Source organism: Prochlorococcus marinus str. GP2 (assembly GCF_000759885.1).
GTDB lineage: Bacteria > Cyanobacteriota > Cyanobacteriia > PCC-6307 > Cyanobiaceae > Prochlorococcus_A > Prochlorococcus_A marinus_J.
In genome coordinates, this window is sequence record NZ_JNAH01000004.1 from 291,321 (window position 1) to 316,177 (window position 24,857).

Genomic DNA, 24,857 nt, shown 5'->3' on the forward strand with positions numbered 1-24,857 from the left:
AATGATAAAAAATATACCAATAAAAGAATTTAAAGATAGCTCCAAAATATCTACCATAATTTTATTAAACTTTAGCTCATAAATCATTTGAATTAAATAGTTTTAAAATAAAATTTTTAAATACGGATGGAAGTTACCACTTTTCCTTAAGAAGTAAGTTAATAATATAGTGTTAAAAAAACTATTTGTTTAAGAATTAATGCAGGATTTACTACAGCGTGATCTAGGTTCAAATTTACTATCAATCGCTATTATCATAGGCTGGTTGGGTTTATTTTTTGTCTTCTTGAGAATATCAACAATTTCAATAAAAAGAATTCTTGAAGCGATATTCAAAAAATCATAATAATTATTGAAATAAATCAATTATTTAGAATTAACCACATAATTCTTTTGCGAATAAGTATAATAACCTAAAAATGTCAATTCTAGATAAAACTAAAATAGGAAATTCTGTTAAGGTAAATTTAGAACTATCAAAAGATAGGCTTAATCAAGAAATTATTAATGCTTTAAATATTTCTTCGGTAGGGAAAATAATTGATTTCAAAATAACGGACGGAAAGGGTATTGGGGTGGTTTTAGAATTATCTAATGGAAAAGAACAATGGTTTTTTGAAAATGAAATCGACCTCCTTGACGAAAATGGTAATGTGATAAAAAAAATTATTGATAAAAAAGAAAAAAATTATTTAATTTCAGAAGCTTTAAAAAAATTGAAATATGAAAATAAAAATAAGGTTAGAGAGTTACTAAATCCAATTAACTTTTTTCTCTGGTTAGTTGTATCGTTTAAAGATATTTTTTAAATAAATAAAATATTTTCTAAAATAAAGAAAATTTAAAAATTAATTAAATTAAAAAATTTAGGAGATTTTAAAGATAGAAATGGAAAAAAATATAATCGAAGTAAGAAATTTGTATAAGTCATTTAATATTTCCTCCAAAGTGCCAGGCTTAAAAGGAACAATAAAGCATTTTTTTAAAAGACAAACAAAAAGTTTAAAAGTTATAAACGACATAAGTTTTGAAATAAAAGAGGGAGAAATAGTAGGTTTTCTTGGTGCTAATGGAGCAGGGAAAACAACAATTTTAAAAATGCTTTGTGGTTTAATTTATCCAAGTAAAGGTTCAATTTTAGTTTCAGGCCACTTACCGTTTAGAAGAAAAGAAAATTTCCTCAAGAAAATCACCCTAATAATGGGTCAAAAACAACAACTTATTTGGGATTTACCACCAATTGAATCATTTTATTTAAATGCATCAATTTATGACTTAGACAAGTTAGAAGCGAAAAGAAGAATAAAGAAATTATCAGAAATGCTTGAAATAGATAATGAGCTATTCATACCTGTTAGAAAATTATCGCTTGGTCAGCGTATGAAGTCAGAATTACTAGCAGCATTGATACATGAACCAAATATTCTATTTTTAGACGAGCCGACACTAGGTTTAGATATTAATGCACAAAGAAATTTAAGAGAATTTCTTCAAAAATATAATGAGGAAACTAATGCAACGATATGTCTAACAAGCCATTATATGAAAGACATCACATCTCTATGCAGAAGGGTTATTTGTGTTCACAATGGATCAATCTCATATGATGGAAAACTTGATCAATTATTAAAAAGAATATCTCCTGTTAAGGAAATATTAATAGTTTGTAGTTCGGAAGAAGATGCCACTAAATTGGAGAACCTTGGTTTCTCTATTAAAAATAAAACAAAAAATGAAATTACAATAAAAGTTGAAAAAAACTCCGTTACTTCTGCATTGAAAAACATTCTAAATAATTTTGATATTGATGACCTGTATATAAATGAACCGCCTGTAGATGAAATTATTGGAAAAATATTAATTAAAAAAAAATATGATATCTAATTTGATTAACCATAAAATATTCACCTTACTAAAAGTCCAATATTCAAACATGTTGGAATATAGGGTAGAAATTGCATTATGGGCGATTTCAGGGATTATTCCTTTTTTTATGTTAAACATATGGACAAACAATAATCTTAATGAATCAATAAACATTAGTGTAGTTATGCTTTCCAGGTATTTCTTGTGTGCTTTTTTTGTGAGACAGTTTTCAGTAGTTTGGGTTGTATTTAGCTTCGAAGAAGACTCTCTTATGGGGAGAGTATCTCCTTATCTAATCCAACCATTAAATCCATTTTTAAGGTATTTCGCACAACATCTTGCGGAACAAATCACAAGATTTCCTTTCGCAATTATAATTGCATTTTTCTTTTTTATTTTTAATCCAGAAAGTATATGGATCCCAAATTTAGGAATATTAGTATTATCGACATTAGCAACTTTCTTATCTTTTTTAATACAGTTTTTAATTCAATCAATAGTTGCTTGTCTATGTTTCTGGACAGAGAAAGCATCATCAATCGAGAGATTAATATTTATCCCAACTTTATTTCTATCAGGTCTTTTAGCTCCAGTAGCATCCTTTCCCGAATATGTAAAATCTTGGGTTTATTTAACTCCTTTTCCATACCTAATCGATTTTCCGGCAAACTTACTATCAGGTAATAAAACAAATATTATTGGAGGCTTTAGCATGCAAATTCTTTGGATTCTATTATTGATTCCAATATTTAGAAATATATGGTCAGCTGGGACGAAAAAATACACTGCGATGGGATCATGAGCCTGAGAAAATATTTAAAAATTTATTCAAAATTTTTGCATACTTCTATAGCTTCGGAATTGGAATATAAAACGAATATAATAATTGATTTAGTTACTGCAATTTTCAGTTTGATAGGAAGTATTTTTTTATTATCTATTTTCTTTCAAAACAACGGTAGTATTGGAAGCTGGAAATTTGAACAAGCTTTAATAATTCAAGGTATTTATACAATATTGAATGGAATAACTAATACATGGTTCAATCCTAATCTTACTGAAATAGTTAAACATATTAGAGAGGGAACTTTAGATTTCGTACTTATAAAACCTATTGATAGTCAATTCTACATCTCATTAAAAAAAATAAACCCATCTGGCTTGTTAGAAATTATGCTTGGATTTTTCTTGCTGTTATATTGCATAAGAATCAATCAAATAAATTTAAATCTAAGTTTTCTAACTTTATCTTTGGTTACTATAATCTGCTCTATTTCTATTTTATATAGCTTATGGTTTTTTATTTCTACGACTACTATCTGGTTTGTTAAAACATGGAATGCAACTGAAGTTTTAAGATCTTTTCTTTATATTGGAAGATTTCCATTGAATTCATTTTCTTTATCTCTAAGAATATTTTTTAGTGTATTTATTCCTATAGCATTTATAACTAATATACCTTCTGAAGTTTTCCTAGGAATTTCTCAATTATGGGAAATATTACTTGAAGTTATTATTGCAACGATATTTCTTGTTACTTCAAGAAAGTTCTGGTTATTTGCATTAAAATTCTATACTTCAGCTTCTAGCTAAATATTATTTAACAACCTCCCTACAAAATTCCCAAATTTTCTGTTTACTTTTCAAATTAGAAAGCCTGGATAGGCTATCAAAATTAAGTTTTGATTTTTCAACAGATAAAAGTTTACAATAGTATGTAATTTGAAAGTGTCTAGAAATAATTCGTAATTTGAAGGCAACATCGCAAAAGAAAATTATTAGCACGAGAAAAAAAACAGTCTTTAAAATATTTGAAAATGACTTTATTTGACTTTCATTTTCAGTTTTTAGTTCAAGCTTCATTATTTAACTATATGCTGAGGGCACTTAATTGCAGCGACAGCAACTGCTGCAACTTTAAAATTTTCGGACTTCTCGATAACATTTTTTACTTCTAATGGTCCAAATTTATAACTCGCATCACTATAAGAAAGAAGTAAAGATTTATAATTATCATGACCTAAATTTCTATATTCACAGAAATTATCTCCAACAAAGTTCAAAAGAGTTAGTAATGTTAATTCAATCATTTAAGCTTTTTTATTAACATATTCCTTTTGAATAATACAATGCATGACATTTTTAACAAGTTTAATTACTAAAAACACCTAATTACTGATTTTAGATACTAACTAATAAAGTTAAATTTACGTAATAATTTCAGAAATGTAAAACTTAAAAAGACAAAAAATATAAAAAGCACTACCGGTAGTGTATAAACATGATTAATTTTCCACTACAGATAGGGGGTTGCAATTTTCGAGAAATTGGATTAAAAATAAAGTTCCCCATCACCCGGCCCCACAAATGTGAGGCCTTTTTTTTTCTTTTATAAAATTAATTCTTGACTAAAAGATTGCTTTAAACAACTTGTAATGCATAAAAATTTAGGGTAAAACAAAAATTGAATTTATAATTATTGAATATTAAGGACTATATTGGTTTTTTTGATCACTTCGTATGAAATTTATCTATCAATTAATCTTCAAAAAACTAATTATAGATTTAATAAATAAACTAATCCCAACAAAAAAACAGACAACTGTAAAAGTATTTTTTATAAGTTTATTTCCTTTTAACTTTGATAAATGAGCGCCAAAGTATCCTCCTGTAAAAGAACCAATTATCAATAATAGCAATATATTTGAAGGTACAGGTTCTATTCTACTCAGAAAAATAGCTCCGGTGAAATTCCAGAAAATACCAACTGTAAAAAATGTCAGACTTATAGCACGAAGAAAATCCATTCCAAATGTTCTTATTAAAAGCATCGTTACTAGCAATCCAGTTCCTGAAGAGATTGAACCGTTTAGAACACCAATTAGGAAAATAAAAATAAAAAATCTTACTTTATGAATAAAATTAAGTGCATTATTTCCAGAAGACAAACCTAAATCTGATTTAAAAAATGTGTAAAATGCCAGTAACACCGAAATTATTCCTAAGAATAGGTATAAATATTGTTCTGATATAAATTCAACGATCGAAGCTCCAAGAATCACTCCAGGTAGGCCAAAAATCAAAATTTTCCAAACAACATGGATATCATTTTTAAGAGATTTGTAATTTCTCAATGAACCTCCTAGCCCTAATGCTACTGTTGCTAATTTATGACTAGCTAAAGCTTGATAATAAGGAACACCAGATAAAATCAAGGCTGGCAATTGAAGTAAGCCCGCTCCACCTCCAGAAATTGCTGAAAACGTATTAGAAAAAAAGGATATCAAAAATATAGAAATAGTTTTGTAAAGAGAAAAATCATATTTATTTTCTAAAATTGTTAATAAATAAAGCATTAAATCTAAATTCTAATGTTTTATATTTAGTTATTATTAGTATTCTAAAGAGATATAAAGCTTGCACACTTTTATTGTTCTTTTTTAAATCATAGTTAAATAAAAACTGTTATTATAATTTTAAAAATCAAGAATATTATGCATGAACAAGATGCAATTTACCTTGATCAGCTATGTCCAAAGATAAATAACAAAAGTTGGAGAGAATCGCTTTATAAACTTACTAAATATAAATGCATTTATTGCGGTAAACCATCAGAATCACTTGATCATCTTCATCCAGTGTCAAAAGGGGGTATTAGCATTACAAGTAATTGCGTACCATGTTGCTTATCTTGTAACGGTAAAAAATCAGATTCTGAAGTTCTTAGTTGGTATAGAAAGCAAAATTTTTACGATCCTAGAAGGGCTATGGCAATACGAGCATGGTTTAATGAGGATTTGAAACTAGCGTCTGTTTTATTAAACTACTTAAATTAGGACTGAAAAAATAAATTAATTAAGATTCCCAAAATTATTTTAAATCAGGCATAAAAGCACTTCCTATTTCGCAATATAGTATTGAAATTTGTTCAAATTATTCTTTTCCCGTCAAAATTAAATTTATTACTCCTAAAAATTGAAATATTGGAATAATCTTCTTTCCATATAATTGGCGAATCTATAACTTTTCTTTCAGGAGATTTTACTGAAAAAACCAAACCAAATACAAAGAGGATAGTAATTAATATTATTGTCAATACAAATTTGTCTGAAATATTGTTCATAATTTTAATCTATCTAGAAAAATTTTTGTCAGGTGTTGTTTTTTCATATATTTCTAAAAAATATGATTTAAAATAAGCAATTCCCTCCTTTCCGATCAAGCCAAAAGACTGTCCGCAATTATTTACTACTTGCAATGAAATTTGATTTGCCAAGTCATCTTTCTCTATCCATTTTTTTTGAGGATTATAAGAAAAAGAGATAATATTTTCTGTCTTTACAATTGCAGACTTCATCGCTTCATCTTTAGAGAAACCATTTTGAATAGCTTTGCAATATTTACTGGAGAAGTTGTTAGAGATCCTATTTTGTAGCAAGCTTACACTTGGGTCTGACGTATCAAAAGCTAACCCTATTGGAGGGTTTAGTAGGTAGACTAAAAAGAAAAATAAACCAAAAAGGAAGTTCAACAACAGATATAAATCAATATATATAAGTAATATAACAGTTTTTTTTGTAATCTTTTCAATTAGACCTTTTGGGTTTTAAAAGGAAATTAAATTTCAATTTATTAAAAATTATTAGTAATGTATTATGTTCAGCAATAATAGTCAGAGGTTTATTTGACTACTAATATGAATGATTCATTGATGACATTGCTATTTTTCCCTGATTGGACAAATGGACTACCCTCAGATTTTTTAATACTACATTTTTTCGTTGGAGCTGTTATTTTTCCATTCAATATGATTCATGCTAAAGCAAGAAAAATTGACAGTGAGAATCTCCAGGAAGCAGCTAATGGCTATAAAAATGCAGATTCCACTAAATTTTATGGTTACGAAGAAATCAATTAGATTTCCGAAATAGTTTTTATGGAATTAGTTAATTGTGATAATTTCCCTTAATACAGCTTTAGACCTCAAAATTTTTAGTCCTAGTGAACCATTAGGGATATTGATCCTTTTTTTAGGGTTAATATTTACTGGTATGATTTTTTATATAATATATGCTGTAAGCACTAATAAAGAATCACTAGAAGATAAAAAAATAAGGACAAAAAAAGAGACTTTGCAGCAAGAGAAAATAGGAAAGTTATTTCCTAAGAAAAAATAAATTTAATTATTTTATTATTACAAAGAAATTTATTTATATTATTAATTATCAAATCAGTGGGATCTAAAAACATTAGTTTCAGTTCTCTTAAATCAAACATTTATAAAACCCTACTCTAACAACTTTTTATTTTTAAGCGGGAAATTAAAATTGTTATTTGTACATTAAAAATATTTTCATAAATAAAAATAAATGTTAAAAATGAAGAAATGATTTTTAATTTTGGAAAATTCAGCTCAATATCTATTCCTTGCTAGTGGAGTAAAGAATGAAGAAGGGTTTTGGATGATGGGAGTCAAAAATTGTGATGAAAGTATTCTTGCGGATAAAAACCTTTTAGATTGCCACAGAAAAGAGCTAATAGGAAATGAATCAGCAAAAGATATTCTGTCAGCAATTAATTTAAACATTCACAATTTATTCAATGAATTAAAAAATAAAAATTATTTAATTAACAAACCCTCGATGGGAATTTCTTTCGATATACCTCTCGATATATTGGAAAAAATTTTTGATTTTTGGTTTGATATTTATAAAAATCAAGAAGCATGGGAAACTTGTATAGGTCTTCTTAAAGTAAGAAAAAGAATTTCCTTAAAAAACCTTATTGAAAGTGAAAGTTTGAAGGGTAACTCTAAAAAATGGGCTACACAGATTGAAGCTCTTCATACTTATGTACCTAATTCGCTTGGGATTAAATATGTAAATGATCCCATGTGGAAATAATTCCATTTTTTATTAATCGATATATTTACTTAGTAGGATATTTAAGTAAAAATAAAATTATTTAATAATTAAAAATGAATAAGCCATATTCTTTTAGTAACGAACAAATGAACGGAATTGTAGAGGATACTTTCGCTAACATATTAAATGAATGTGAAAATCTAAAAAAAATCACTTGTTGCCCAAATGAGCAAGTCGTTGCACTCTTAAGTGTAATCGCATCAAAATTCGCTACTACAAGTGAAAAAAGCAAGACTTAATGATAAATTACTTTACCTGGGCTGAATTTGATAAGAGCGTAGAACACATCGCTAATAAATGTAAGTTTTTAGATTTCTCCGGAATATATGGGGTTCCACGTGGTGGTTTATGTCTCGCTGTTGCACTAAGCCACAAATTAAAAATAAAATTGATTTCAGAACCAATAAAAAATTCACTAGTAGTAGATGATGTTTATGAAACTGGTATTACATTAAATACCTTCAAAAATATTGAGGGAGCAAAGTTTTTTGTATTATTTAGTAAAAATAAACCAACATGGTGGAACAGTGTACATTTAGCAGAAAAAAGTGAGTGGATAGTTTTTCCCTGGGAAAACACCTTAGATTCACACAGTGATCGCAACAGTTACATCAAAAAAAGAGGTTTGAGTTGAAAAAGAAATTATATTTAGCGAACCCATACGGATTTTCAAAACAAACTAATAAACTCTTGTATGAATTTATTAATATTTTTAATGATTTAAATGTAGAAGTCTTTGAACCTTTTGAGAGAACAAAGCACATAACACAAAAAGATGATAACTGGGCATATCATCTAGCAGAATCTAATTTCTATGATTTAAAAAAATGTGATTGCATTTTTGCAATTGTTAATGGGACACCCCCAGATGAAGGGGTAATGATTGAATTGGGAATTGCAATTGCTCTAAAAAAGAAAATCTTTTTATTTAGAGATGATTTTAGAAATTGCTCAGATAACAATAAATACCCATTAAATTTAATGCTTTTTCTTGGACTTCCTAGAGATAATTGGGAAAAATACTATTTTGAATCCTTACAAGATATAAAGAGTAACGAAAAAGGATTTGTGAAGTGGGCAAAAAATAAAGTGAATTAACCAAAATTTTCGAATTGAATTTTTAAATATATAATTAATCCTGTAAGATGTTAGAATATAATTTATTTAGAAAATTTTGACTCAAGTTACAGTTGGAGAGAATGAGGGAATTGAATCTGCCCTTAGAAGATTTAAAAGGCAAGTATCTAAATCCGGAATTTTTGCTGATTTAAAAAGACTTAGACATCACGAAACTCCCATTGAAAAATACAAAAGAAAATTGCAACAAAGAAGAAAAGCAAGAAGAAGATAATCTAAACTTTTGCATTTAGATAAGCACTAACCTATTAATATTATTTTCTTAGAAATTTAAGTTGAGATATTTAATTATTTCAGCTTTTTCAGCTTTTTAACAAGATTGATACCAACCCCAGATACAGCAAGGAGATCTTTTTCGTCAGCTGAAATAATTGCTTTTTTAGTTTTAAATCCGGCCTCATACAGAGCCTTAGCACTTTTAGCTCCAACACCAGGCAGTGCAGTTAATGTCTCAATATTTTTCTTTGTATTGACTGTTTTTGACTTTGTTTTTGGTTTTGTTTTTAAAGATTTTACAGACTTAGTTTGTTTTTTTTCTTTCTTTAAAGGAGTTTCAGTCGATACCGCACTTTTGAATAGAATTGATTTTAGTTTACCTAGAAATTTAGAAATCATTGCAATAATATAAGTAATAAAATTAAATTTTCAAAAAATAATTTGTCAAATTCCTAATGGAATAAATAATAAACTATAAATATTTGAATAATGTTAATTTATTTACATTTATATAAAGACACATATTTAATATTAATGCAAGCTTATAAGCCATTGCAAAATATATTAAACTACTCAAAAAAATTTAAGAAGAAAGATGTACTACCCAACTTTACAAGTATTTAGCAATAGTAAAATTAGAATCTTAAAAGAGAGTAGAGTATAGAAAATGAAGCTTATATTTATAAGTGGTCCTTCTGGCAGTGGTAAAACGACCTTATCAAAAAAAATAGTAGGGAAAATTAAAAATGGTGTTGTTTTAAATACAGACAATTACTACAGAATAGGTCTATTCAGTAAATTACTCTCAAAATTTGTAAAAGGTTATTTTGATAGAAGCATTAGTTTTAATTATAAACTTCTTAATAAAGATTTTAATTTTATTATTAGTAATGGAATTTCATTCTATGAACGTTCTTATAATTTCGAAAAGAAAATAATAAATAATTCTTTAAACGAAAAAAGTAATATTAAATTTTTAATAATTGAAGGTATTTTTGCTAAAGAATTTTCAAACACGTTATGTAATCAAAATTATTCTTTTTTAGAACTAAAAATCAATAAAAATGACTGTATGAAAAGAGTTATCCAGAGAGATTCAAAAGAAAGGGGGAAAGCAAAAAAACAAGCTGAAGAAGATTTCTTAAAATCATGGGATATTTACTATAACAAGTTCAAAAATAAAAATATAAAAAAAAATACAAATGAATTTACAATTACAGAAAACACTAATATTGATCAAATACTTAGCAAATTATTTGAATGAGTTTTAAATTTTTTCTGCTAATAATAAAGCACTTAAAATTGAGCCTTCAATCCTACCAAATCCTTCACCCTCAAACCAATCTCCGCAGAATCCAATTCTATACTTTGTACTTAACTGTAAAGATAATGGAACAGCGCAACCAGAAGGTTGAGAAGCTCTCCAATGCATTATAGAGAATCCCTCATTATAAGTTAATTGATTTACTGAATTATTTTTACTAAACAATTCATTGAAATTTTTAAATATTTTTTGTTTTAAGTATTCTTCATCATTTGATTTTATATAAGAATTAATAAAATCTGAATTTTTTGTATGAACTACAATTCCTATTTTGTTGTTATTTTGTAACTGAAATATAATCCTTTCAAATTTATATTTTTTCTCTAGGCTTTTTTTTAAATGAAAATATCTATATTTCTTAGAATAAAAATCTTTATATCTATAATTCTTATTTGTATAAATTAAAAAAGTTAGCCTTGGAATAAATAATTGTTTATCTAAAAAATTCAAAAGCAAATCAATTTTTTTATCTTTATTTTGAGGAATAGCTTTTCTTAATGGAATTTGATTTATATTAAATATTTTTAGAGACCTTTTATGTAATAACAAATTTGATGTACAAATAAGATATTTAGATTTGAATTTATCTCCATTCATAGATGTTAATGTCCATTCATCATTATTAAATCTCAAATCAACTATTAAAGTTTCAAAAAATAAATCAATCTTAGCCCTTAAATTATTAGACCCAATTATCTTTTGGGATAATTCATTCATATAAAATGAAGAAAGATAATTATCCCCCAAATAAAATTCAGATTTTTTAATATTTTCTATTTTATGTTCATCACCTAGAAAAATTAATTCTGAATCATCATTTTTAATAAATTTATTTTCTAATAGTTCATTAATATAATTTTTTAATAGAGGATTATTTTTACTGTTACTTATATTAAAACTTGGAGCACCATGGTTTAGTTTCCAACCTCTAAATCTTTTGCTTAATCTAGTACTTGATCTTCCACCAAATCCACGCCCAAACTCAATTAATGCAATTTTTTTTGTAAGGTTATTTTGAAGATACTTTGAAGCGAAAACACATGCAGATATACCTCCACCTATTATTAATAATTCATATGAAAAATTACTTTTCATGATTCTGAAATTGGCATTAATTGTTCTTATTTTCTAATGAAACTATAAACAGCATTAAGTTTTTCTGATGTCACAAAATCAGTTTCAATTAAAGGGGTAATATTATTTTTTTTATAAAAACAAAGTAAATCTCTTGTGAAATCATAAAAATCATCTAAAGAAGATAAAAACTTTTCTGAGATAAGAACTCCTTTCCAAGGACGAAATTTAAACCTTGCTATAAATTGTTTTGATGGAATTAATAAACTTCCAAATAGATTTAATTTTTGATATTTTTCAACTTTATTGAGATAATTCACTTCATTCTGAAGTACTTTTATATCTGTTCCATATTGAAACCAAATTGAATTTATTAATCCAGAAGAGATCTTTTTATCGAACCTTTCTCTTTCATAAGTATCTTTGTAATATTTTTTCAAATAAGGATTATAAGCTATACCTAATTTAACTTTTAGATTTTTTTCTTCTTTTAGTCTGCTTAAAACATCAACTGCATCATAGTTTTTTTTCTTATTAGATCCTGAAACAAGGAGAATTTCATAATTTCTATTTGAATTAGAATTTTTTAAAAAATTTAAAAGGTCTTGATATGATTTTTCTTTATTTTGAGAATATTGATGATATAAACTATAGTGATAAGTCATATTAAATTCTTGGTAATTTTTTGATATATATTTAATAGTTGAATTAAAAAATTCCTTCTTGATAGGCCCCTTACAGGGAATATTTATGTTTTTTATTTTATTAAATTTACAGAAATTAAGTTTATTTTCTAACTGCGAAATATTTTTAAATGATAATTCAAATCTTAAATTAGTAATCATCTAAAAGTACATAGAACTCTATTCGAATATTTTAACTAAAACATACATCTACTTCGACTCTCAATTCTGAGATAATATTTTTTACTTTTTCCCTTAAATTAGATAGCTACTAGTAAAGTAAAATACTGTTTTTATAAAATATAGTCTTCTGAAAACTTTTTAATGTTCTCATTTAATCGGTTCCTGTTATATGTAATTAATAACCAGAACAAGATAAAAAGATCTTATATTTAAAAATATAATATAAGGTGACTAATAAATTTAAATAAAAGAAGGTAGAGGTTTAAAAGTAAATCATTAATTAATTTCTTATTGTTGTAGCAAATCATTTAACCAATTAAGAATTTAATGAACTCGAGAGGTTAGAATATCAAAAAAGTAATTTTAAAAATATGGCAAGCCAAGATTATTTAATTGCGATAGCATTAATTGAGCAGAACCTTGTTAGGGCAATGCCTCTTGGAGGTAAAGAAGTTAAAGATAATTTAGAGGACCCAGAAAATTTCAAGAAACTTGGAGAAGAAGTTGTCTTAAATCTTCTTCTTAGAGTCTTTCAAAGGAGTGATGAAGGTTCATTAAAAAGGGCCTCTGAAGATAAAGGTTTACTTTTGGTTCATATGCATCCTAAAAGGATGCAGAAAGAGCTTCCATTCATTAAATCGGAATGGATAAGAGATGGAGATACACAACAATTCTTAAAATACCTTGGTAATCTCTCTAAAGAGGTATGGACTGCATCATTTATAAAATATAAAGGTATTGAATTTACTTCTATATCAAAAAATGAAGAGATTTAAAATATATTAAAAATATCTCTTTAAAATAATTTTTTATTTAAATTATTATTTTGCTTGGTCACTCTAAAACATTTTTTACCATTACCAAAATCTATTGAGTAATATTCAAAATCATTTTTGATATGCAAGGCACAATTGCCCTCAATACATATACAAGAATCAATAATTTCTCTCTTAATAATATCATTAACGTAAGGTTCTCTCTCTTTCTCTTCATCGAAATGAGGACAAGCAATACCATCAACTATTCCTAGACAATCAATTATATTCAATTCCTTAGCAAAAGAGTCAGTTATTCCCTTCTCAAACCAACAAATAGCTCCAGCACTTACACCACTCATTACAATTCCTTTTTCATAAGCATTTTGTAAGATAATATCTAAATTCCATTCTTTCCAGACTGCTAACATACTTTTTGTATTTCCTCCGCCAACATAAATGATATCTTGAGTTAAAACTTTCTCTTCTAAGTTTTCTGTTCTAGAAAATAAGTCTATATGGCTTGTTATGCAATCTAGTTTAGAAAATGCTCTGTAAAAATTTAGTTTATACACACTACTATCACCAGATGCAGTAGGAATAAAGCAGATTTTTGGTCTTTTTTTACTAATTAAAGAAATTATATATTTTTCAATTTCAAGAGATCCTAAAGAACGGCCAAAGCCTCCGCCACCAATTGCGACTATATTCTTACTATTCATATTAAAAAATTATTTATTTATGAATTTAAGACAAATTACTATTAAAGATCAACTTGAATTAAAGAAGGTTTATTTTGATTCAATTCAATCATTAGATGAAAATACATATAGTAAAGAACAAAAAATAGCTTGGTCTAGCCAAGCTTGGAATAATCCATATTTTGATAAGTCAATAACTGAAGGGAAAGGATGGCTTTTAAGTGAGAAAGGAATTATTGTAGCTTTTGCCACAAGGTATCCAAACAATAGAATCGCTTTATTTTATTGTAAAGGTAAATTCCAGAAAAAAGGTTGCGGATCTAAGTTACTTCATAAATTAGAAGATGAATCTAAGAAAGAAGGTTTAGATTCTCTTTCAACTGAAGCAAGCTTGATAAGTTATAAATTATTTCTGAAAAACAAATGGGAAATTGTTCGTAAAGAAAAAGTTACTATAAATAATATTTTTTTTGAAAGATATAAAATGATTAAAAATATAAAAATGAATTAGTTAATTAATAATGTATAGCAAAAGTAAAGCGATAATATTTATTCAAAGAATTCTAGTTTGGATTTTGTATTTTTTTTCAGGTTTTGTACTTTATTCAAAGAGGGGTAGTTTACCTTCTTTTTTAATAACTTTTTCAAGAATTATTTATCCATTATCCATCTTCTGGCTGCAAATAAGATTAAAAAAAGGAACCAATTTTCTGCCCATAGATTCAAAAATGACGACATCTCAGTTATGGTTTAATTTATTACCAGTTTTTGCATCTCTGTTAACAGTATTTTTTTCTGTAACAAATACATTTTTGTATATTTTAGGAACAATACTTAATTCTTAAGTTGCATAAGTTATTTATATCCTAAATTTCACTAGAAATTTCTCTTATTAAAAACATAATGTAAAGAAATTTGCCTTTTAAATATATTTGTTTAAATTTTAAATAGTGATCAATAAAATCATGAAAAATATTTCATTAAAGGGAAATATTAATTTTGACAAAAAGAAAGATATAAATGATTATGAATTATTCTCTTTAAAAATAACAGATAGTTTATATAAAAAAGATATAGGAAAATTTCTTGAGACCCTTTCCTCTCACTTTATTTAGGAAAAAGATTTTTTTTCTAATCTTCAAATTCAAACAGTACTATTAATAAATAGCAATTTGAGCGATAATAAGTAAAATTTTAAGAAAAAACCAATGCAATTATTTCTTGCTGACTGCCAATTCCCAGATATTGAGAATCAAGTAAAAGCTTATCAATTATTTGTGGAGGCCTGGGAAAACGGTGAAATTTCTAAATCAGATAAAACAGACAAATTTGAGATGTTATTTAGAGTGCATGCTCCAGGTGAAGGTAGGGTAGTTTGTTTATGTAAGGCACATAGTGATAAAGAAATTTTTGCGCATTTTGCTCCATGGAGAGCAAAATTTGGAATTCATATGGAATTTACACCTGTAATAAGTTGTCAAAATGTTGTTGATTATCATAAAGATTTATTTAAAACTTTAGGTTAATTAGCTTAGATCTCAAATTTATCGTGATTAAACCATTTCCCAATCTTCTATCTAAACGAAATAGCAACTTAGTATCTTCTAAAAATAGCCCCAAACAAGAAGAAAACGTTAAATCTAAACCATTAATAATATTTGGTTTTATCCTTTCATTAACTTCGATATTTTTACTTTTATTCACTATTAATAATAAGTTTGGATGATATTTGAGTAATTAGAACTATTCCCTGGGAACAATTATGTTCTATTATAAATTTAAAAATAACTTACTATATGGCATTTAAAGAAGGTGGTATGGCATCAGGTCTTCTCATCATCGCAGTATCAATAGTTTTTGCTGCCGGTTTTGGATTTTTAGTATTGCATTTTGTTCCTGGTACTCCATTTTAAGTTATCCAACTGAATTAAATTCACAAAATATTTTTAAACATTAACACTTTCTAAATCCTGCATTTGATTGTCATCAAGATTAGATTTCTTCCTTAATTGATAGGCATACACTAAAGATCCTAAAGCTATGGTACTAGAGACAAAAATTCCTGATATGAGTATCAAAGCAAAAAGTCCTCCAATTAGTCCCCCTTTTAATCTAAGCAAATTTGATTTAATTAAAAGTATTGATAAAAAAACGATAGTTGCTTTTAGAGAAGAGATTTTCAAAAAAGTAAATGGATAAAGAGGATTCAACAACATTTCTTTGTCAGAATATAATGTAGTTTTGATTCTAAAAATAAATTTTAAAAATCGCATAAAAAAAAGACTCAGATGAGTCTTTTAAAAATCTATATTAAAAATGATGATTTATGCATCAGGGTCAAAATTCTTAAGGTTTGGACCAGCAACAAGACCAACAAGGCCAAAAAGGACTAAAGAACCAATTCCAAAGCCTGCTGCCCAAGGGTTGAAACCACCTAAAGCAAAAGAAGCTAATAAATTCATGATTTTAAAACATAATATCTCCGAGTAAGCATACAGATTTTTATGAAAAATATACCTATATTGAGACATTTCTTCGTAATTATTAGAATCCTTTAACTATCCCTTTATAAAAAATCCACAAAATTTTTATTATTTGTTTTATTATCGAGGAATTACTATTTAGTTGGCACACTTTAAGACCATCAAAAAATTTTTTTCTAATGACTTCCAACTATACTTTTATTTATGATGGAGAATGCCCATTCTGCAATCATTTTGCTGAGCTCCTTGAGATCAAAAGCAAGTTAAATAATATTAAAATTCTTGATGGTCGTAAAAATTTAACTCTGATTAAATCCCTTCTAGCTAAAGGTTATGACCTAGATAAAGGAGCTATTCTCCTGAAAGATGAAGATATCTTTCATGGAGCAGATGCAATTAATACTATTTGCAAACAGATAAATAATCCCTCCAGTAGTTTACTTTTTTTACTTTCTAGAGTGTTTAAATCAAATAAACGAACAAATTTAATATTTCCTTTCCTAGTAAGAGCCAGAAGATTCGCTTTGATATCAAAAGGTATATCAACATCCCTGGTTTAAAAATAAAAACTTTCTAAATATTAAATAACATATTTATAAGCTTCTGTATCAAAAAATGATAATTAATTATTTCTTAGCTAGAACTAGATGGTAACAACAAGTATTAAATGATAGAAAACTTCAATCCCTTTATTTCATTGGGCGGTGATAACCAAAAAGTTAATCATATGGCTGAAGCGGCACTTGAAATGAATTTAACCTGCAATGATTTAAAGAAGGATTTAAATTTAACTGATGGTGATGTAGTGGATATGTTGCAACTAGTCATGGACAGATTTAAAAATAGTAATTAAATAAATATCATAGTTAATTAATCACTATATATCTATTATTTTTTGATGAAAACAGTACAAATTGAGTTTTCGAAATATGAATTAGTTAACTTTTTATGGCCTGAATTAATAGAAGTCTACGGATTTGATAAAGCCAGAAAAATAGTTTCTCAAGCTATTGACTTACAAAAAATGAATGGGACTAAAAATAGCACCATGCCAATCATTTTTTCAGGAACAGGAGGATTAGCTCTAATACCAATACAAATGTTAGAAAAAGAAAACTTTGAAATTAGTTATAAAGATAATCAAGTTTTAATATTCAATCTAAAAAGAAAGTCATTTCAAATCTTAAATGAAGCAAACTAATCTAAATTAGTAATTTCTCGATAAAGCCAAAATTACCTTATAGTTTAATAAAACAATTAATTAATAATGGCTTTTGAAGCGACCTACCTTGGTTCAAATGGTTGGCTTATAAAATTTAAAAAAACCAATTTAATTATTGATCCTTGGCTCAAGGGAGATTTAATATTTCCTCCAGGTGAGTGGTTTTTTAAAGGATCATTAGAAGAAGAAATTTCAATAGATAAAAAAATAGATCTTGTTTTGTTAACCCAAGGATTACCTGACCACTGTCATGTTCCAACATTAGAAATGTTCAGGAAGGATATTCCTATAATTTGCCCTAAAAGTGCTGTTGAAACATTAAAAAAAATTGGTTTTAGTTCAATTAAAATGCTTAAGCCAACCGAAAAGACAAATCTTTTTAATTTAAGTTTTGAAGCAACTGCTGGGGCTCCAGTGCCACAAATAGAAAACGGATATATTGTTAAAGACGATCAAGATAATGGTTTTTATATAGAACCCCATGGATATCTTGATGAAAATTTAAAAAAGCAAAGTCTTGATGCAGTCATTACTCCTACAAAAAATTTAGAATTACCCCTAGTTGGTTCTTTTGTAAAAGGTGCTGATGTAATCCCTAAATTGATTAACAAATTCAATCCAAAATATATACTTTCAAGCACCATAGGCGGAGATGCAAAATATTCAGGTTTTTTGAATAATTTTATTTCAGTTCAGGATTACGAAGAGGCATTAAATTGTAATCTTGTAGAGCTTAACAGTAGGCAATCTATTATGATTTAAATCGATCCAAAAAGATCTTTAATTAAGTCATTTAACTAGAAAGTAAATCAACTTTAAAAGGAGCTCAAAAAAATTAATTCATTTTTTTTTACCTCAATACTTTTATTAGCTTTAAATAGTAGCTATATATGTGAAAATTCAAAGCTTAATCTTGTGATGAGAAATGATATTAATGGTGACTTTTCCATAGTAGAAAAGATATCTGAGTTAAAGCCAGGAGCATTTATAAATATTAATTGGAATAAAAAAAAGCTTATGCTTCCATATTCTCTAAGAAAAGATTATATTTCCTTTACAGATAAAAAATGGGACTGGAGGTATCAATTTAATAAGGACGGATCGCCTGATATTAATAATCCTTCTTTATACGAACTACTACCTTCTGGGGAGATTAAAACACATTTTTGTGAAACAGAAGATAATAGGCCAAACTTATAATTTCAAACTAATGTTATAGATTATTTAACTTCTAAGCTTCTTTGTAAATATGAACAATCCAAATATCCAAAAGAGTATTTCAAGCTATGTAAAACTTGAAGATTACAAGATTTTTGATTATGAAATTCCAGAAATTTTTTTGGACTTCGTAATTATGAAAAATGCTGTAAATGTTACAACCAAATTAAAATTGGTAAAAATAAATAAGAATACCAGAAATCTAATTCTTGATGGTACGGATATATTAATAAAAAAAATATTTATAGATGACTCATTACTAGAAGAGGAATACTACAAACAGCAAAAAAATAACCTAAAAATTAAAAATATAAATAAAGAAAATTTTTTATTAACAATAGAAGGGGTAATTAAACCAAAAGAAAATACATCCCTTTTAGGAATGTATGAGAGTAATGGAATTATAACTACTCAATGTGAGGCAGAGGGATTTAGAAGAATAAGTTTTCACTCTGATAGGCCTGATATTCTAAGCAAATACACTGTGAGAATTGAGTCCGACAAGAATGATTATCCTGTTTTACTTTCAAATGGTAACATCGTAAAAGAAAATGATCTTACAAATAATCGACATGAAATAATTTGGGAAGACCCATATCCGAAACCTTCATATCTATTTGCATTAGTAGCGGGCAAACTTAATTGTGTAAAAGATAATTTCATAACAAAATCGAATAAAAAAGTAAAAATAAATATTTACGTTGAGTATGGTGATGAAAAATATGTCCAACATGCAATAAGTTCCTTACAGAAATCCATGAGATGGGACGAAGATAAATATAACCTTGAATACGATTTGTCATTGTTCAATATAGTTGCAATCAGGCACTTTAATATGGGAGCAATGGAAAATAAAAGTCTCAATATTTTCAACTCAAAACTAATACTCGCTAATTCTGAAACAACAACTGATGAGGAATTAGAGAGAATAGAGGGTGTGATCGCCCATGAATACTTCCATAATTGGACGGGTAATAGAGTGACTTGTAGAGATTGGTTTCAATTATCTCTTAAAGAGGGTTTAACAGTCTTCAGAGATCAACAGTTCACAGCAGACCTTCATAATCATGAAATCAAGAGACTTGAGGATGCAAAATTTCTTAGAAGAAATCAATTTAGAGAGGATTCTGGTCCAACATCGCATCCTGTAATGCCAGAAAGATACCAAGAAATAGACAATTTCTATACGACCACGATATACGAAAAAGGATCAGAAATAATTAGAATGCTTAACAAGCTTGTAAAAGATGAAAATTTCTATAAAGGATTTAGTAATTACATCTCAACATATGATGGGAAGGCAGCAACAATAGACCAATTTGTCGATAAAATTTTAGAGCTTAATAAGGAAATTGATCCTGAAGAATTTAAAGTCTGGTACAAGCAAAATGGCACACCAAAAGTTAAATTCAAGAGAATCTGGCATCAAACAGACGAAAAACTCACAATTGAAGCCTCCCAAAGTAATCCAATAAAGAAGAACCCCTATAATGATTTACCTCTAATAATTCCTATAAATCTGGCTATATTTTTCGGAGACAATAAAAGAATAGAAAAAACAGTTGTTTTAAAAACAAAAAAACAAGAATTTATTTTTAGGAATGTTAGATCTCACCTCCATATCCCTTTAGTGACTTATTTTCGCGAATTCTCTTCACCAGTTGAGTGGGAATCTGACACTACCTTGGATGAAAAATTTTTAATCTTAAAATATGAAAAAGATTTTTTTACACTATCTAATACTGTAAGAGAATTATTCAAAAAAATAATTTTGTGTAGATTAGATGAAAAGCCAGATCATAAAGTTGAAAATAAATTAATAAGCACTTTAATATCATTTATAAAAAATAAAGATATAAATTTGTATCTCTTATCAGAATTACTAAGTATTCCGACATTTGCTGAAATTGAATCAGAGATGGAAAATATAGATCCTCTAAAGATATATAAAACTATTGACGAATTAAATCATTTATTCGGTACCAAGTTAAAAGAAGTATTATATTTTAAGCTTCAAGAAATAGAGAAAAATCTAGATAAAGTTTGGCCAGAAGGTAAAAATGAAAGAAAACTAATCGAAACAATTTGGAAACTACTGTTGCACGGTAATGATGAGGAAATTAAATGCAAAATAATTAATTATGTCGATAGTAATTCGATGACGCTAGCAAAATCTGCATTGAATTCTTTCAGTAGGATTAATTGTCCTGAAAGAAAAATTATTTCAAATATTTTCTTCAATAAATGGAAAAATAATAGTGTCGTTTTGGATAGTTGGTTCTCATTCAATGCATCTATAGAAATTGATGAGAAAACAAACAGCATTGAAAGATTATTTGAAAATAAGTTTTTTGATTCAAAATCACCAAACACTTTAAGAGCTATATTAAATACTTTCGTAACAAGAAATAGTAATTTTCATGCAATGGATGGTTCTGGTTATAAATATATTGCAAAAAAGATAATTGACTTTGATAAATTAAATCCAATCGTAATTTCCCGATTTGTGAAAGTATTTAGCAGATACAATTATTATTCAGAACCTTACAAAAATAATATGGTAGAAGCAATAAAGCAGATTAAAAAAAATAAACTATCAACAAATACTAAAGAAGTATTAGATGCAATAATAGAGTGATTAATTGATGTTATTTAACTAAATATAATAATAACAATTGTAAATATTAGAAATAAAATAAATACAAGATACTTATTAATAAAAATATAATCAAATACATTTTTATTATTATCTTTATTCCACTTTTTATTTACATATTCCTTAGTTATAAATTTATTAGGTCTGCCACAATATAAACATGTTGGGGAAGTTTTTAAAATTAAATTTTTACATTGGGGGCACTTTTTTGTTTCCATAATTTAATCTTACTGAATAAAATTGAAATCAGAAACAATAAATAAAATAAGTAATTTTAATTTATTTATTATATTTTTAATAATTAAATATCATTGCAAAAAAAAATTTGATTCTAACTATTTAAAAAAATTCAATATAATAAAAAATTATTATTTAGTTTGAAATGTTTGCTATTGCACTTGGAATGTCCCCTGTAGAAAAAATCATAGTTGCAATATCTGCTTCAATTTTTATAATCGCCTTTACATGGGTCTCGATTAAGGGAGATTTGAGAAAACTTGCTAATGAACTTATTGAAGATAATGAAAATAATCAGGATAATTAAAAAAATCATTTAACCTACTTTTCATGCAAACTAGGATAATCAATAATATGTCTAATTTCTTTTAGAGAAGATCCATAGATTTTTTCACCATTTAAGTGTACACCAATCCATTTTTCCTTTTGATTAAAAAAATTACTCATAGTAGTATCCCTCTCGAGATAATCTTTATTATCCCAATTTAAAGTTATGTCCCAACCTTTATAATTTTCTATCATTTCGAAATAAAAAACATACTTAAATGATACCTAAAGAGACATAGAATAAAAACAAAGGAAATAAGTATTTTTTTCGTTATTTTTATTTAATATTTATGAAGTACTTACTTTTATTTTAAGAGCAGCTTCATCTGCATTTTTTCTAGCCAAATTAAGGTCAGAATTTGATGAGAGAACAACACCCATTCTTCTGCCTTTTCTGGAAAGTGGTTTGCCAAAAATAAGAACTTTAGTCTTTTCAAATTCTAATGCTTCATTAAGACCTTCATAAATAGGATTTAGATACTCTTGATTAGATAGTATAACTCTGGTTGCAGAGGGTTCTATTAGATCTATACGAGGTATTGGTAAATTCAAAAAAGCCCTTAAATGTAATTCAAATTCATTAATATTTTGACTAACTAATGTAACCATACCAGTGTCGTGTGGTCTTGGGGATAATTCTGAAAATATAACCTCACTTCCTTTTATAAAAAACTCTACTCCGTATAATCCAGCTCCATTAAGATTATTTAATATTCTACTTGTCACTCTCTTAGCTTCAATAATTAAGGACTCCTTGATTTCTATAGGTTGCCAACTGCATTGATAGTCTCCATTAGATTGAAGATGTCCAATTGGTAAACAAAAAATATTTTCACCATTTTCTTTTCTTACAGTTAAAAGAGTAAACTCAAAATCAAAATTAATAAATTCTTCAATAATTACTCCTTTAACCTTCCCTCTTGAATTTGCTTGTGCCTGTTTCCAAGCATTTTGTAAATCATGTTTTGTTTCAACCAAACTCTGTCCCTTTCCTGAAGAGCTCATTAAAGGCTTAAGCAAAAGTGGGAATCCAATTTCATCAGCTTTTTTTTCTAAATCATCAAATTCAAAAATATAATCAAACTTTGCAGTTTTTATTTTTAAATCTCTAGAGGCTAAGTCTCTAATTTTATCTCTATTCATTGTAATTTCTACAGTTCTGGCGTTGGGAACAATATTGATTCCCTCATCCTCTAGTTCTTTTAGGGCTTCAATTGAGAGTGCCTCTATTTCTGGCACAACATAATCAGGCTTAAATTCATTTATAACATTTTTTAAAATAATTTTATCTCTCATATCAATTACTCTTGAATAATCAGCGACTTGCATTGCAGGTGCATTTTCATATTGATCAATTGCAATAACTTCTAATCCTAATCTTTTAGATTCTATTACTAATTCTTTTCCGAGCTCGCCACTACCAAGCAATAAAATTCTTTTTTTAGAAAAAATTGAATCTTTCATATTTATTAAATTTATTCGTCTTCACCAGAAGGATGTGATGATGAATCATTTGTAATTTTTTTATCTTTAGAAAAACTAAATAAAAATTTTCTACCAAACCAATTTTGACTTCGCATGCTATTAGTTATTGATCTTGAAACTGCGCCTAAAAAAAAGAGTCCAATCATTGCCCAAATAATTCTCTCAAAAGCGATTGCAGGTGAAAAACCTTGACCGGAATTAATAATTTCAGTAAGTGGGTCTAAAGGGTCCAAATTTAAATTGAATAATAATATTAATTATAAAGGGTTAAAGAAATGAAAAATTAAAACTTACAAAAGAAATAACCGAAACCATCAGATAATTTAAACACAAAAAAAGATTTACAATGCTATCTTCAAAGGGTAATTTTTTTTTAGTCATGCAAGTAGACGTAAAAAATACCACTGTTCTTTCCTCTGACGGGTCATCTATAAAACTTGGTGAATACTCAGGTAAAGTAATTTTAGTTGTTAATGTAGCTAGTTATTGCGGAAATACTGCTCAGTATGAAGATCTCCAAAAGCTACATGATTTATATTCAAGCAAAGGCCTAAGTATACTTGCATTCCCTTGTAATGATTTTGGGAAACAAGAACCCGGCTCTCTTTCAGAAATAAAAGAGTTTTGCACTACAAAATATGGCGTTAAGTTTGAAATCTATGAAAAAGTTCATGCCAAAGGCAACACTACAGAACCATATACGACACTTAACAAAGTTGAACCTGAAGGAGATGTTGAATGGAATTTTGAAAAGTTTCTGATAGGAAAAGATAGTAAAGTAATTGCAAGATTCAAACCAGGTGTTAAACCGTTTGACGAAAACTTAATCGCAGCTATCGAAGTAGCTTTAGATTCATAAAAACCTTCTTATAACTAAAATTAAATTAATAAGAGTAGAGATACTTTATATTGAATTAATAAAACAATTTATTCTAAAAGATACACTATTTTTAAAATTCAAGCCTGTTTAGTAATTTTTAATTTAATTTAAAATTTTATTAATTATCTGAATCATTTTCTACGTCTATTATTTCATCTTTAACATTTCTTTTTTTAGGTTTAATTGATTTTATTTCTGCCTCTACTATTTCCTGCTTAACTTCACTTTCTTCGGGCTCCTCTGATTTTACTTCTGCCTCTACTATTTCTTCTTTAACTTCACTTTTTTCGGGTTCCTCTGATTTTACTTCTGCCTCTACTATTTCCTGTTTAACTTCACTTTCTTCGGGCTCCTCTGATTTTACTTCTGCCTCTACTATTTCCTGCTTAACTTCACTTTCTTCGGGCTCCTCTGATTTTACTTCTGCCTCTACTATTTCCTGCTTAACTTCACTTTCTTCGGGCTCCTCTGATTTTACTTCTGCCT

Annotated in this window: 38 protein-coding genes and 1 pseudogene; 25 read left to right on the forward strand and 14 right to left on the reverse strand. The window is 27.2% G+C overall.

All coding sequences use genetic code 11. From position 1 onward, the window contains the following. Positions 1-199: 199 nt before the first annotated feature. From EU91_RS09395 to EU91_RS03865, 5 genes are all read left to right on the forward strand, one after another. Positions 200-346 carry a hypothetical protein gene (locus EU91_RS09395; protein WP_193741613.1) on the forward strand — a complete coding sequence of 49 codons (147 nt, stop codon included), beginning with the start codon at positions 200-202 and terminating at the stop codon, positions 344-346. Between the two features lie 73 nt (positions 347-419). Then, complete coding sequence (locus EU91_RS03880) at positions 420-809, forward strand: DUF2862 domain-containing protein (RefSeq protein WP_032524502.1); 390 nt, start codon at positions 420-422, stop codon at positions 807-809. Between the two features lie 79 nt (positions 810-888). Continuing rightward, a complete protein-coding gene (locus EU91_RS03875; protein WP_032524503.1) occupies positions 889-1,884 on the forward strand; it encodes an ABC transporter ATP-binding protein in 996 nt (331 codons plus the stop codon). Further along, complete coding sequence (locus EU91_RS03870) at positions 1,874-2,668, forward strand: ABC transporter permease (RefSeq protein ID WP_052041277.1); 795 nt, start codon at positions 1,874-1,876, stop codon at positions 2,666-2,668. The genes EU91_RS03875 and EU91_RS03870 overlap by 11 nt, the downstream gene beginning before the upstream one ends. Further along, positions 2,665-3,459: an ABC transporter permease gene (locus EU91_RS03865; RefSeq protein ID WP_032524504.1), complete on the forward strand. Its 795-nt coding sequence runs from the start codon at positions 2,665-2,667 to the stop codon at positions 3,457-3,459. Before EU91_RS03870 ends, EU91_RS03865 begins: the two co-directional genes overlap by 4 nt. 269 nt (positions 3,460-3,728) lie before the next feature. Here the strand turns inward: EU91_RS03865 and EU91_RS03855 are convergent, their stop codons facing one another. Next, the gene (locus EU91_RS03855; RefSeq protein WP_032524506.1) at positions 3,729-3,956 is read right to left on the reverse strand and encodes a hypothetical protein; all 228 of its coding nucleotides are present in this window, start codon (positions 3,954-3,956) and stop codon (positions 3,729-3,731) included. Positions 3,957-4,400: 444 nt separating this feature from the next. Then, a complete protein-coding gene (locus tag EU91_RS03850) occupies positions 4,401-5,222 on the reverse strand; it encodes a sulfite exporter TauE/SafE family protein (protein WP_032524507.1) in 822 nt (273 codons plus the stop codon). A 138-nt stretch (positions 5,223-5,360) separates the two neighbouring features. On the opposite strand from EU91_RS03850, the gene EU91_RS03845 reads away from it, so the two are divergent. After that, positions 5,361-5,702 (forward strand): HNH endonuclease, encoded by a 342-nt coding sequence (locus tag EU91_RS03845; RefSeq protein WP_032524508.1) that lies wholly within the window; start codon positions 5,361-5,363, stop codon positions 5,700-5,702. Positions 5,703-5,794: 92 nt separating this feature from the next. Here the strand turns inward: EU91_RS03845 and EU91_RS03840 are convergent, their stop codons facing one another. Together EU91_RS03840 and EU91_RS0108630 are read right to left on the reverse strand one after the other, a co-directional pair. Continuing rightward, the gene (locus tag EU91_RS03840; RefSeq protein ID WP_032524509.1) at positions 5,795-5,989 is read right to left on the reverse strand and encodes a hypothetical protein; all 195 of its coding nucleotides are present in this window, start codon (positions 5,987-5,989) and stop codon (positions 5,795-5,797) included. Between the two features lie 9 nt (positions 5,990-5,998). Beyond that, positions 5,999-6,400 (reverse strand): hypothetical protein, encoded by a 402-nt coding sequence (locus EU91_RS0108630; RefSeq protein WP_032524510.1) that lies wholly within the window; start codon positions 6,398-6,400, stop codon positions 5,999-6,001. A 162-nt stretch (positions 6,401-6,562) separates the two neighbouring features. On the opposite strand from EU91_RS0108630, the gene EU91_RS03835 reads away from it, so the two are divergent. The 7 genes from EU91_RS03835 to rpsU all read left to right on the forward strand — a co-directional run bounded on the left by EU91_RS03835 (position 6,563) and on the right by rpsU (position 9,141). After that, positions 6,563-6,784 (forward strand): hypothetical protein, encoded by a 222-nt coding sequence (locus EU91_RS03835; protein WP_032524511.1) that lies wholly within the window; start codon positions 6,563-6,565, stop codon positions 6,782-6,784. 31 nt (positions 6,785-6,815) lie between these two features. Then, positions 6,816-7,043: a hypothetical protein gene (locus EU91_RS03830; protein WP_032524512.1), complete on the forward strand. Its 228-nt coding sequence runs from the start codon at positions 6,816-6,818 to the stop codon at positions 7,041-7,043. Positions 7,044-7,265: 222 nt separating this feature from the next. Then, complete coding sequence (locus EU91_RS03825; protein WP_032524513.1) at positions 7,266-7,769, forward strand: hypothetical protein; 504 nt, start codon at positions 7,266-7,268, stop codon at positions 7,767-7,769. Positions 7,770-7,843: 74 nt separating this feature from the next. Further along, a complete protein-coding gene (locus EU91_RS0108635) occupies positions 7,844-8,029 on the forward strand; it encodes a hypothetical protein (RefSeq protein ID WP_032524514.1) in 186 nt (61 codons plus the stop codon). Further along, positions 8,029-8,424, forward strand: a complete 396-nt coding sequence (locus EU91_RS03820) for a phosphoribosyltransferase (RefSeq protein WP_082303029.1) — start codon at positions 8,029-8,031, stop codon at positions 8,422-8,424. Before EU91_RS0108635 ends, EU91_RS03820 begins: the two co-directional genes overlap by 1 nt. After that, positions 8,421-8,888 carry a nucleoside 2-deoxyribosyltransferase gene (locus EU91_RS03815; protein WP_032524515.1) on the forward strand — a complete coding sequence of 156 codons (468 nt, stop codon included), beginning with the start codon at positions 8,421-8,423 and terminating at the stop codon, positions 8,886-8,888. Before EU91_RS03820 ends, EU91_RS03815 begins: the two co-directional genes overlap by 4 nt. 76 nt (positions 8,889-8,964) lie before the next feature. Further along, a complete protein-coding gene (gene rpsU, locus EU91_RS03810) occupies positions 8,965-9,141 on the forward strand; it encodes a 30S ribosomal protein S21 (protein WP_002806486.1) in 177 nt (58 codons plus the stop codon). 74 nt (positions 9,142-9,215) lie between these two features. Here rpsU and EU91_RS03805 read toward each other — a convergent pair whose 3' ends face one another. Continuing rightward, the gene (locus EU91_RS03805; protein ID WP_032524516.1) at positions 9,216-9,542 is read right to left on the reverse strand and encodes a helix-hairpin-helix domain-containing protein; all 327 of its coding nucleotides are present in this window, start codon (positions 9,540-9,542) and stop codon (positions 9,216-9,218) included. A gap of 268 nt (positions 9,543-9,810) precedes the next feature. On the opposite strand from EU91_RS03805, the gene EU91_RS03800 reads away from it, so the two are divergent. Next, positions 9,811-10,407 carry a uridine kinase family protein gene (locus tag EU91_RS03800; protein ID WP_032524517.1) on the forward strand — a complete coding sequence of 199 codons (597 nt, stop codon included), beginning with the start codon at positions 9,811-9,813 and terminating at the stop codon, positions 10,405-10,407. A gap of 3 nt (positions 10,408-10,410) precedes the next feature. Here the strand turns inward: EU91_RS03800 and EU91_RS03795 are convergent, their stop codons facing one another. After that, entirely contained in the window at positions 10,411-11,562 is a 1,152-nt protein-coding gene (locus EU91_RS03795) for an NAD(P)-binding protein (protein ID WP_032524518.1), read from the reverse strand. Positions 11,563-11,588: 26 nt separating this feature from the next. After that, complete coding sequence (locus EU91_RS03790; RefSeq protein ID WP_032524519.1) at positions 11,589-12,386, reverse strand: hypothetical protein; 798 nt, start codon at positions 12,384-12,386, stop codon at positions 11,589-11,591. Between the two features lie 392 nt (positions 12,387-12,778). Between EU91_RS03790 and EU91_RS03785 the strand changes: the two genes are divergently transcribed. Beyond that, entirely contained in the window at positions 12,779-13,183 is a 405-nt protein-coding gene (locus EU91_RS03785) for a hypothetical protein (RefSeq protein ID WP_032524520.1), read from the forward strand. Between the two features lie 20 nt (positions 13,184-13,203). On the opposite strand, the gene EU91_RS03780 is transcribed toward EU91_RS03785, so the two are convergent. After that, positions 13,204-13,884, reverse strand: coding sequence for a peptidase E (locus EU91_RS03780; RefSeq protein ID WP_032524521.1), 681 nt, complete (start codon positions 13,882-13,884; stop codon positions 13,204-13,206). A gap of 19 nt (positions 13,885-13,903) precedes the next feature. Between EU91_RS03780 and EU91_RS03775 the strand changes: the two genes are divergently transcribed. Both EU91_RS03775 and EU91_RS03765 read left to right on the forward strand, forming a co-directional pair. Next, complete coding sequence (locus EU91_RS03775) at positions 13,904-14,374, forward strand: GNAT family N-acetyltransferase (RefSeq protein WP_032524522.1); 471 nt, start codon at positions 13,904-13,906, stop codon at positions 14,372-14,374. A 697-nt stretch (positions 14,375-15,071) separates the two neighbouring features. Further along, entirely contained in the window at positions 15,072-15,389 is a 318-nt protein-coding gene (locus tag EU91_RS03765) for a DUF3303 domain-containing protein (protein ID WP_032524524.1), read from the forward strand. A 420-nt stretch (positions 15,390-15,809) separates the two neighbouring features. On the opposite strand, the gene EU91_RS0108645 is transcribed toward EU91_RS03765, so the two are convergent. Together EU91_RS0108645 and EU91_RS0108650 are read right to left on the reverse strand one after the other, a co-directional pair. After that, on the reverse strand, positions 15,810-16,079 hold the full coding sequence (locus EU91_RS0108645) for a hypothetical protein (protein ID WP_032524556.1): 270 nt from the start codon (positions 16,077-16,079) through the stop codon (positions 15,810-15,812). A gap of 108 nt (positions 16,080-16,187) precedes the next feature. Then, positions 16,188-16,325, reverse strand: a complete 138-nt coding sequence (locus EU91_RS0108650) for a hypothetical protein (RefSeq protein ID WP_002806597.1) — start codon at positions 16,323-16,325, stop codon at positions 16,188-16,190. A 200-nt stretch (positions 16,326-16,525) separates the two neighbouring features. Between EU91_RS0108650 and EU91_RS03760 the strand changes: the two genes are divergently transcribed. The 7 genes from EU91_RS03760 to EU91_RS03735 all read left to right on the forward strand — a co-directional run bounded on the left by EU91_RS03760 (position 16,526) and on the right by EU91_RS03735 (position 21,986). Continuing rightward, entirely contained in the window at positions 16,526-16,906 is a 381-nt protein-coding gene (locus EU91_RS03760) for a DCC1-like thiol-disulfide oxidoreductase family protein (RefSeq protein WP_032524526.1), read from the forward strand. Positions 16,907-17,013: 107 nt separating this feature from the next. Beyond that, the gene (locus tag EU91_RS0108655) at positions 17,014-17,199 is read left to right on the forward strand and encodes a hypothetical protein (protein WP_011818521.1); all 186 of its coding nucleotides are present in this window, start codon (positions 17,014-17,016) and stop codon (positions 17,197-17,199) included. Between the two features lie 45 nt (positions 17,200-17,244). Beyond that, complete coding sequence (locus tag EU91_RS03755; RefSeq protein WP_032524527.1) at positions 17,245-17,547, forward strand: hypothetical protein; 303 nt, start codon at positions 17,245-17,247, stop codon at positions 17,545-17,547. Positions 17,548-17,613: 66 nt separating this feature from the next. After that, positions 17,614-18,330 (forward strand): MBL fold metallo-hydrolase, encoded by a 717-nt coding sequence (locus EU91_RS03750; protein ID WP_032524528.1) that lies wholly within the window; start codon positions 17,614-17,616, stop codon positions 18,328-18,330. A 156-nt stretch (positions 18,331-18,486) separates the two neighbouring features. After that, positions 18,487-18,768: a hypothetical protein gene (locus EU91_RS03745; protein WP_241433933.1), complete on the forward strand. Its 282-nt coding sequence runs from the start codon at positions 18,487-18,489 to the stop codon at positions 18,766-18,768. A 49-nt stretch (positions 18,769-18,817) separates the two neighbouring features. Next, positions 18,818-21,424: an aminopeptidase N gene (gene pepN, locus EU91_RS03740; protein WP_032524530.1), complete on the forward strand. Its 2,607-nt coding sequence runs from the start codon at positions 18,818-18,820 to the stop codon at positions 21,422-21,424. 400 nt (positions 21,425-21,824) lie between these two features. After that, the gene (locus tag EU91_RS03735) at positions 21,825-21,986 is read left to right on the forward strand and encodes a hypothetical protein (protein ID WP_032524532.1); all 162 of its coding nucleotides are present in this window, start codon (positions 21,825-21,827) and stop codon (positions 21,984-21,986) included. Between the two features lie 14 nt (positions 21,987-22,000). Here EU91_RS03735 and EU91_RS03730 read toward each other — a convergent pair whose 3' ends face one another. From EU91_RS03730 to EU91_RS03720, 3 genes are all read right to left on the reverse strand, one after another. Next, a complete protein-coding gene (locus EU91_RS03730; protein ID WP_032524533.1) occupies positions 22,001-22,201 on the reverse strand; it encodes a hypothetical protein in 201 nt (66 codons plus the stop codon). 93 nt (positions 22,202-22,294) lie between these two features. After that, positions 22,295-23,470, reverse strand: a complete 1,176-nt coding sequence (gene purT, locus EU91_RS03725) for a formate-dependent phosphoribosylglycinamide formyltransferase (protein ID WP_032524534.1) — start codon at positions 23,468-23,470, stop codon at positions 22,295-22,297. Between the two features lie 11 nt (positions 23,471-23,481). After that, positions 23,482-23,724, reverse strand: coding sequence for a hypothetical protein (locus EU91_RS03720; RefSeq protein ID WP_032524535.1), 243 nt, complete (start codon positions 23,722-23,724; stop codon positions 23,482-23,484). Positions 23,725-23,870: 146 nt separating this feature from the next. On the opposite strand from EU91_RS03720, the gene EU91_RS03715 reads away from it, so the two are divergent. Continuing rightward, positions 23,871-24,350, forward strand: a complete 480-nt coding sequence (locus EU91_RS03715) for a glutathione peroxidase (RefSeq protein WP_032524557.1) — start codon at positions 23,871-23,873, stop codon at positions 24,348-24,350. 139 nt (positions 24,351-24,489) lie between these two features. Here the strand turns inward: EU91_RS03715 and EU91_RS0108665 are convergent. Continuing rightward, positions 24,490-24,857: pseudogene (locus tag EU91_RS0108665) on the reverse strand (cell surface protein); the annotation flags it as partial.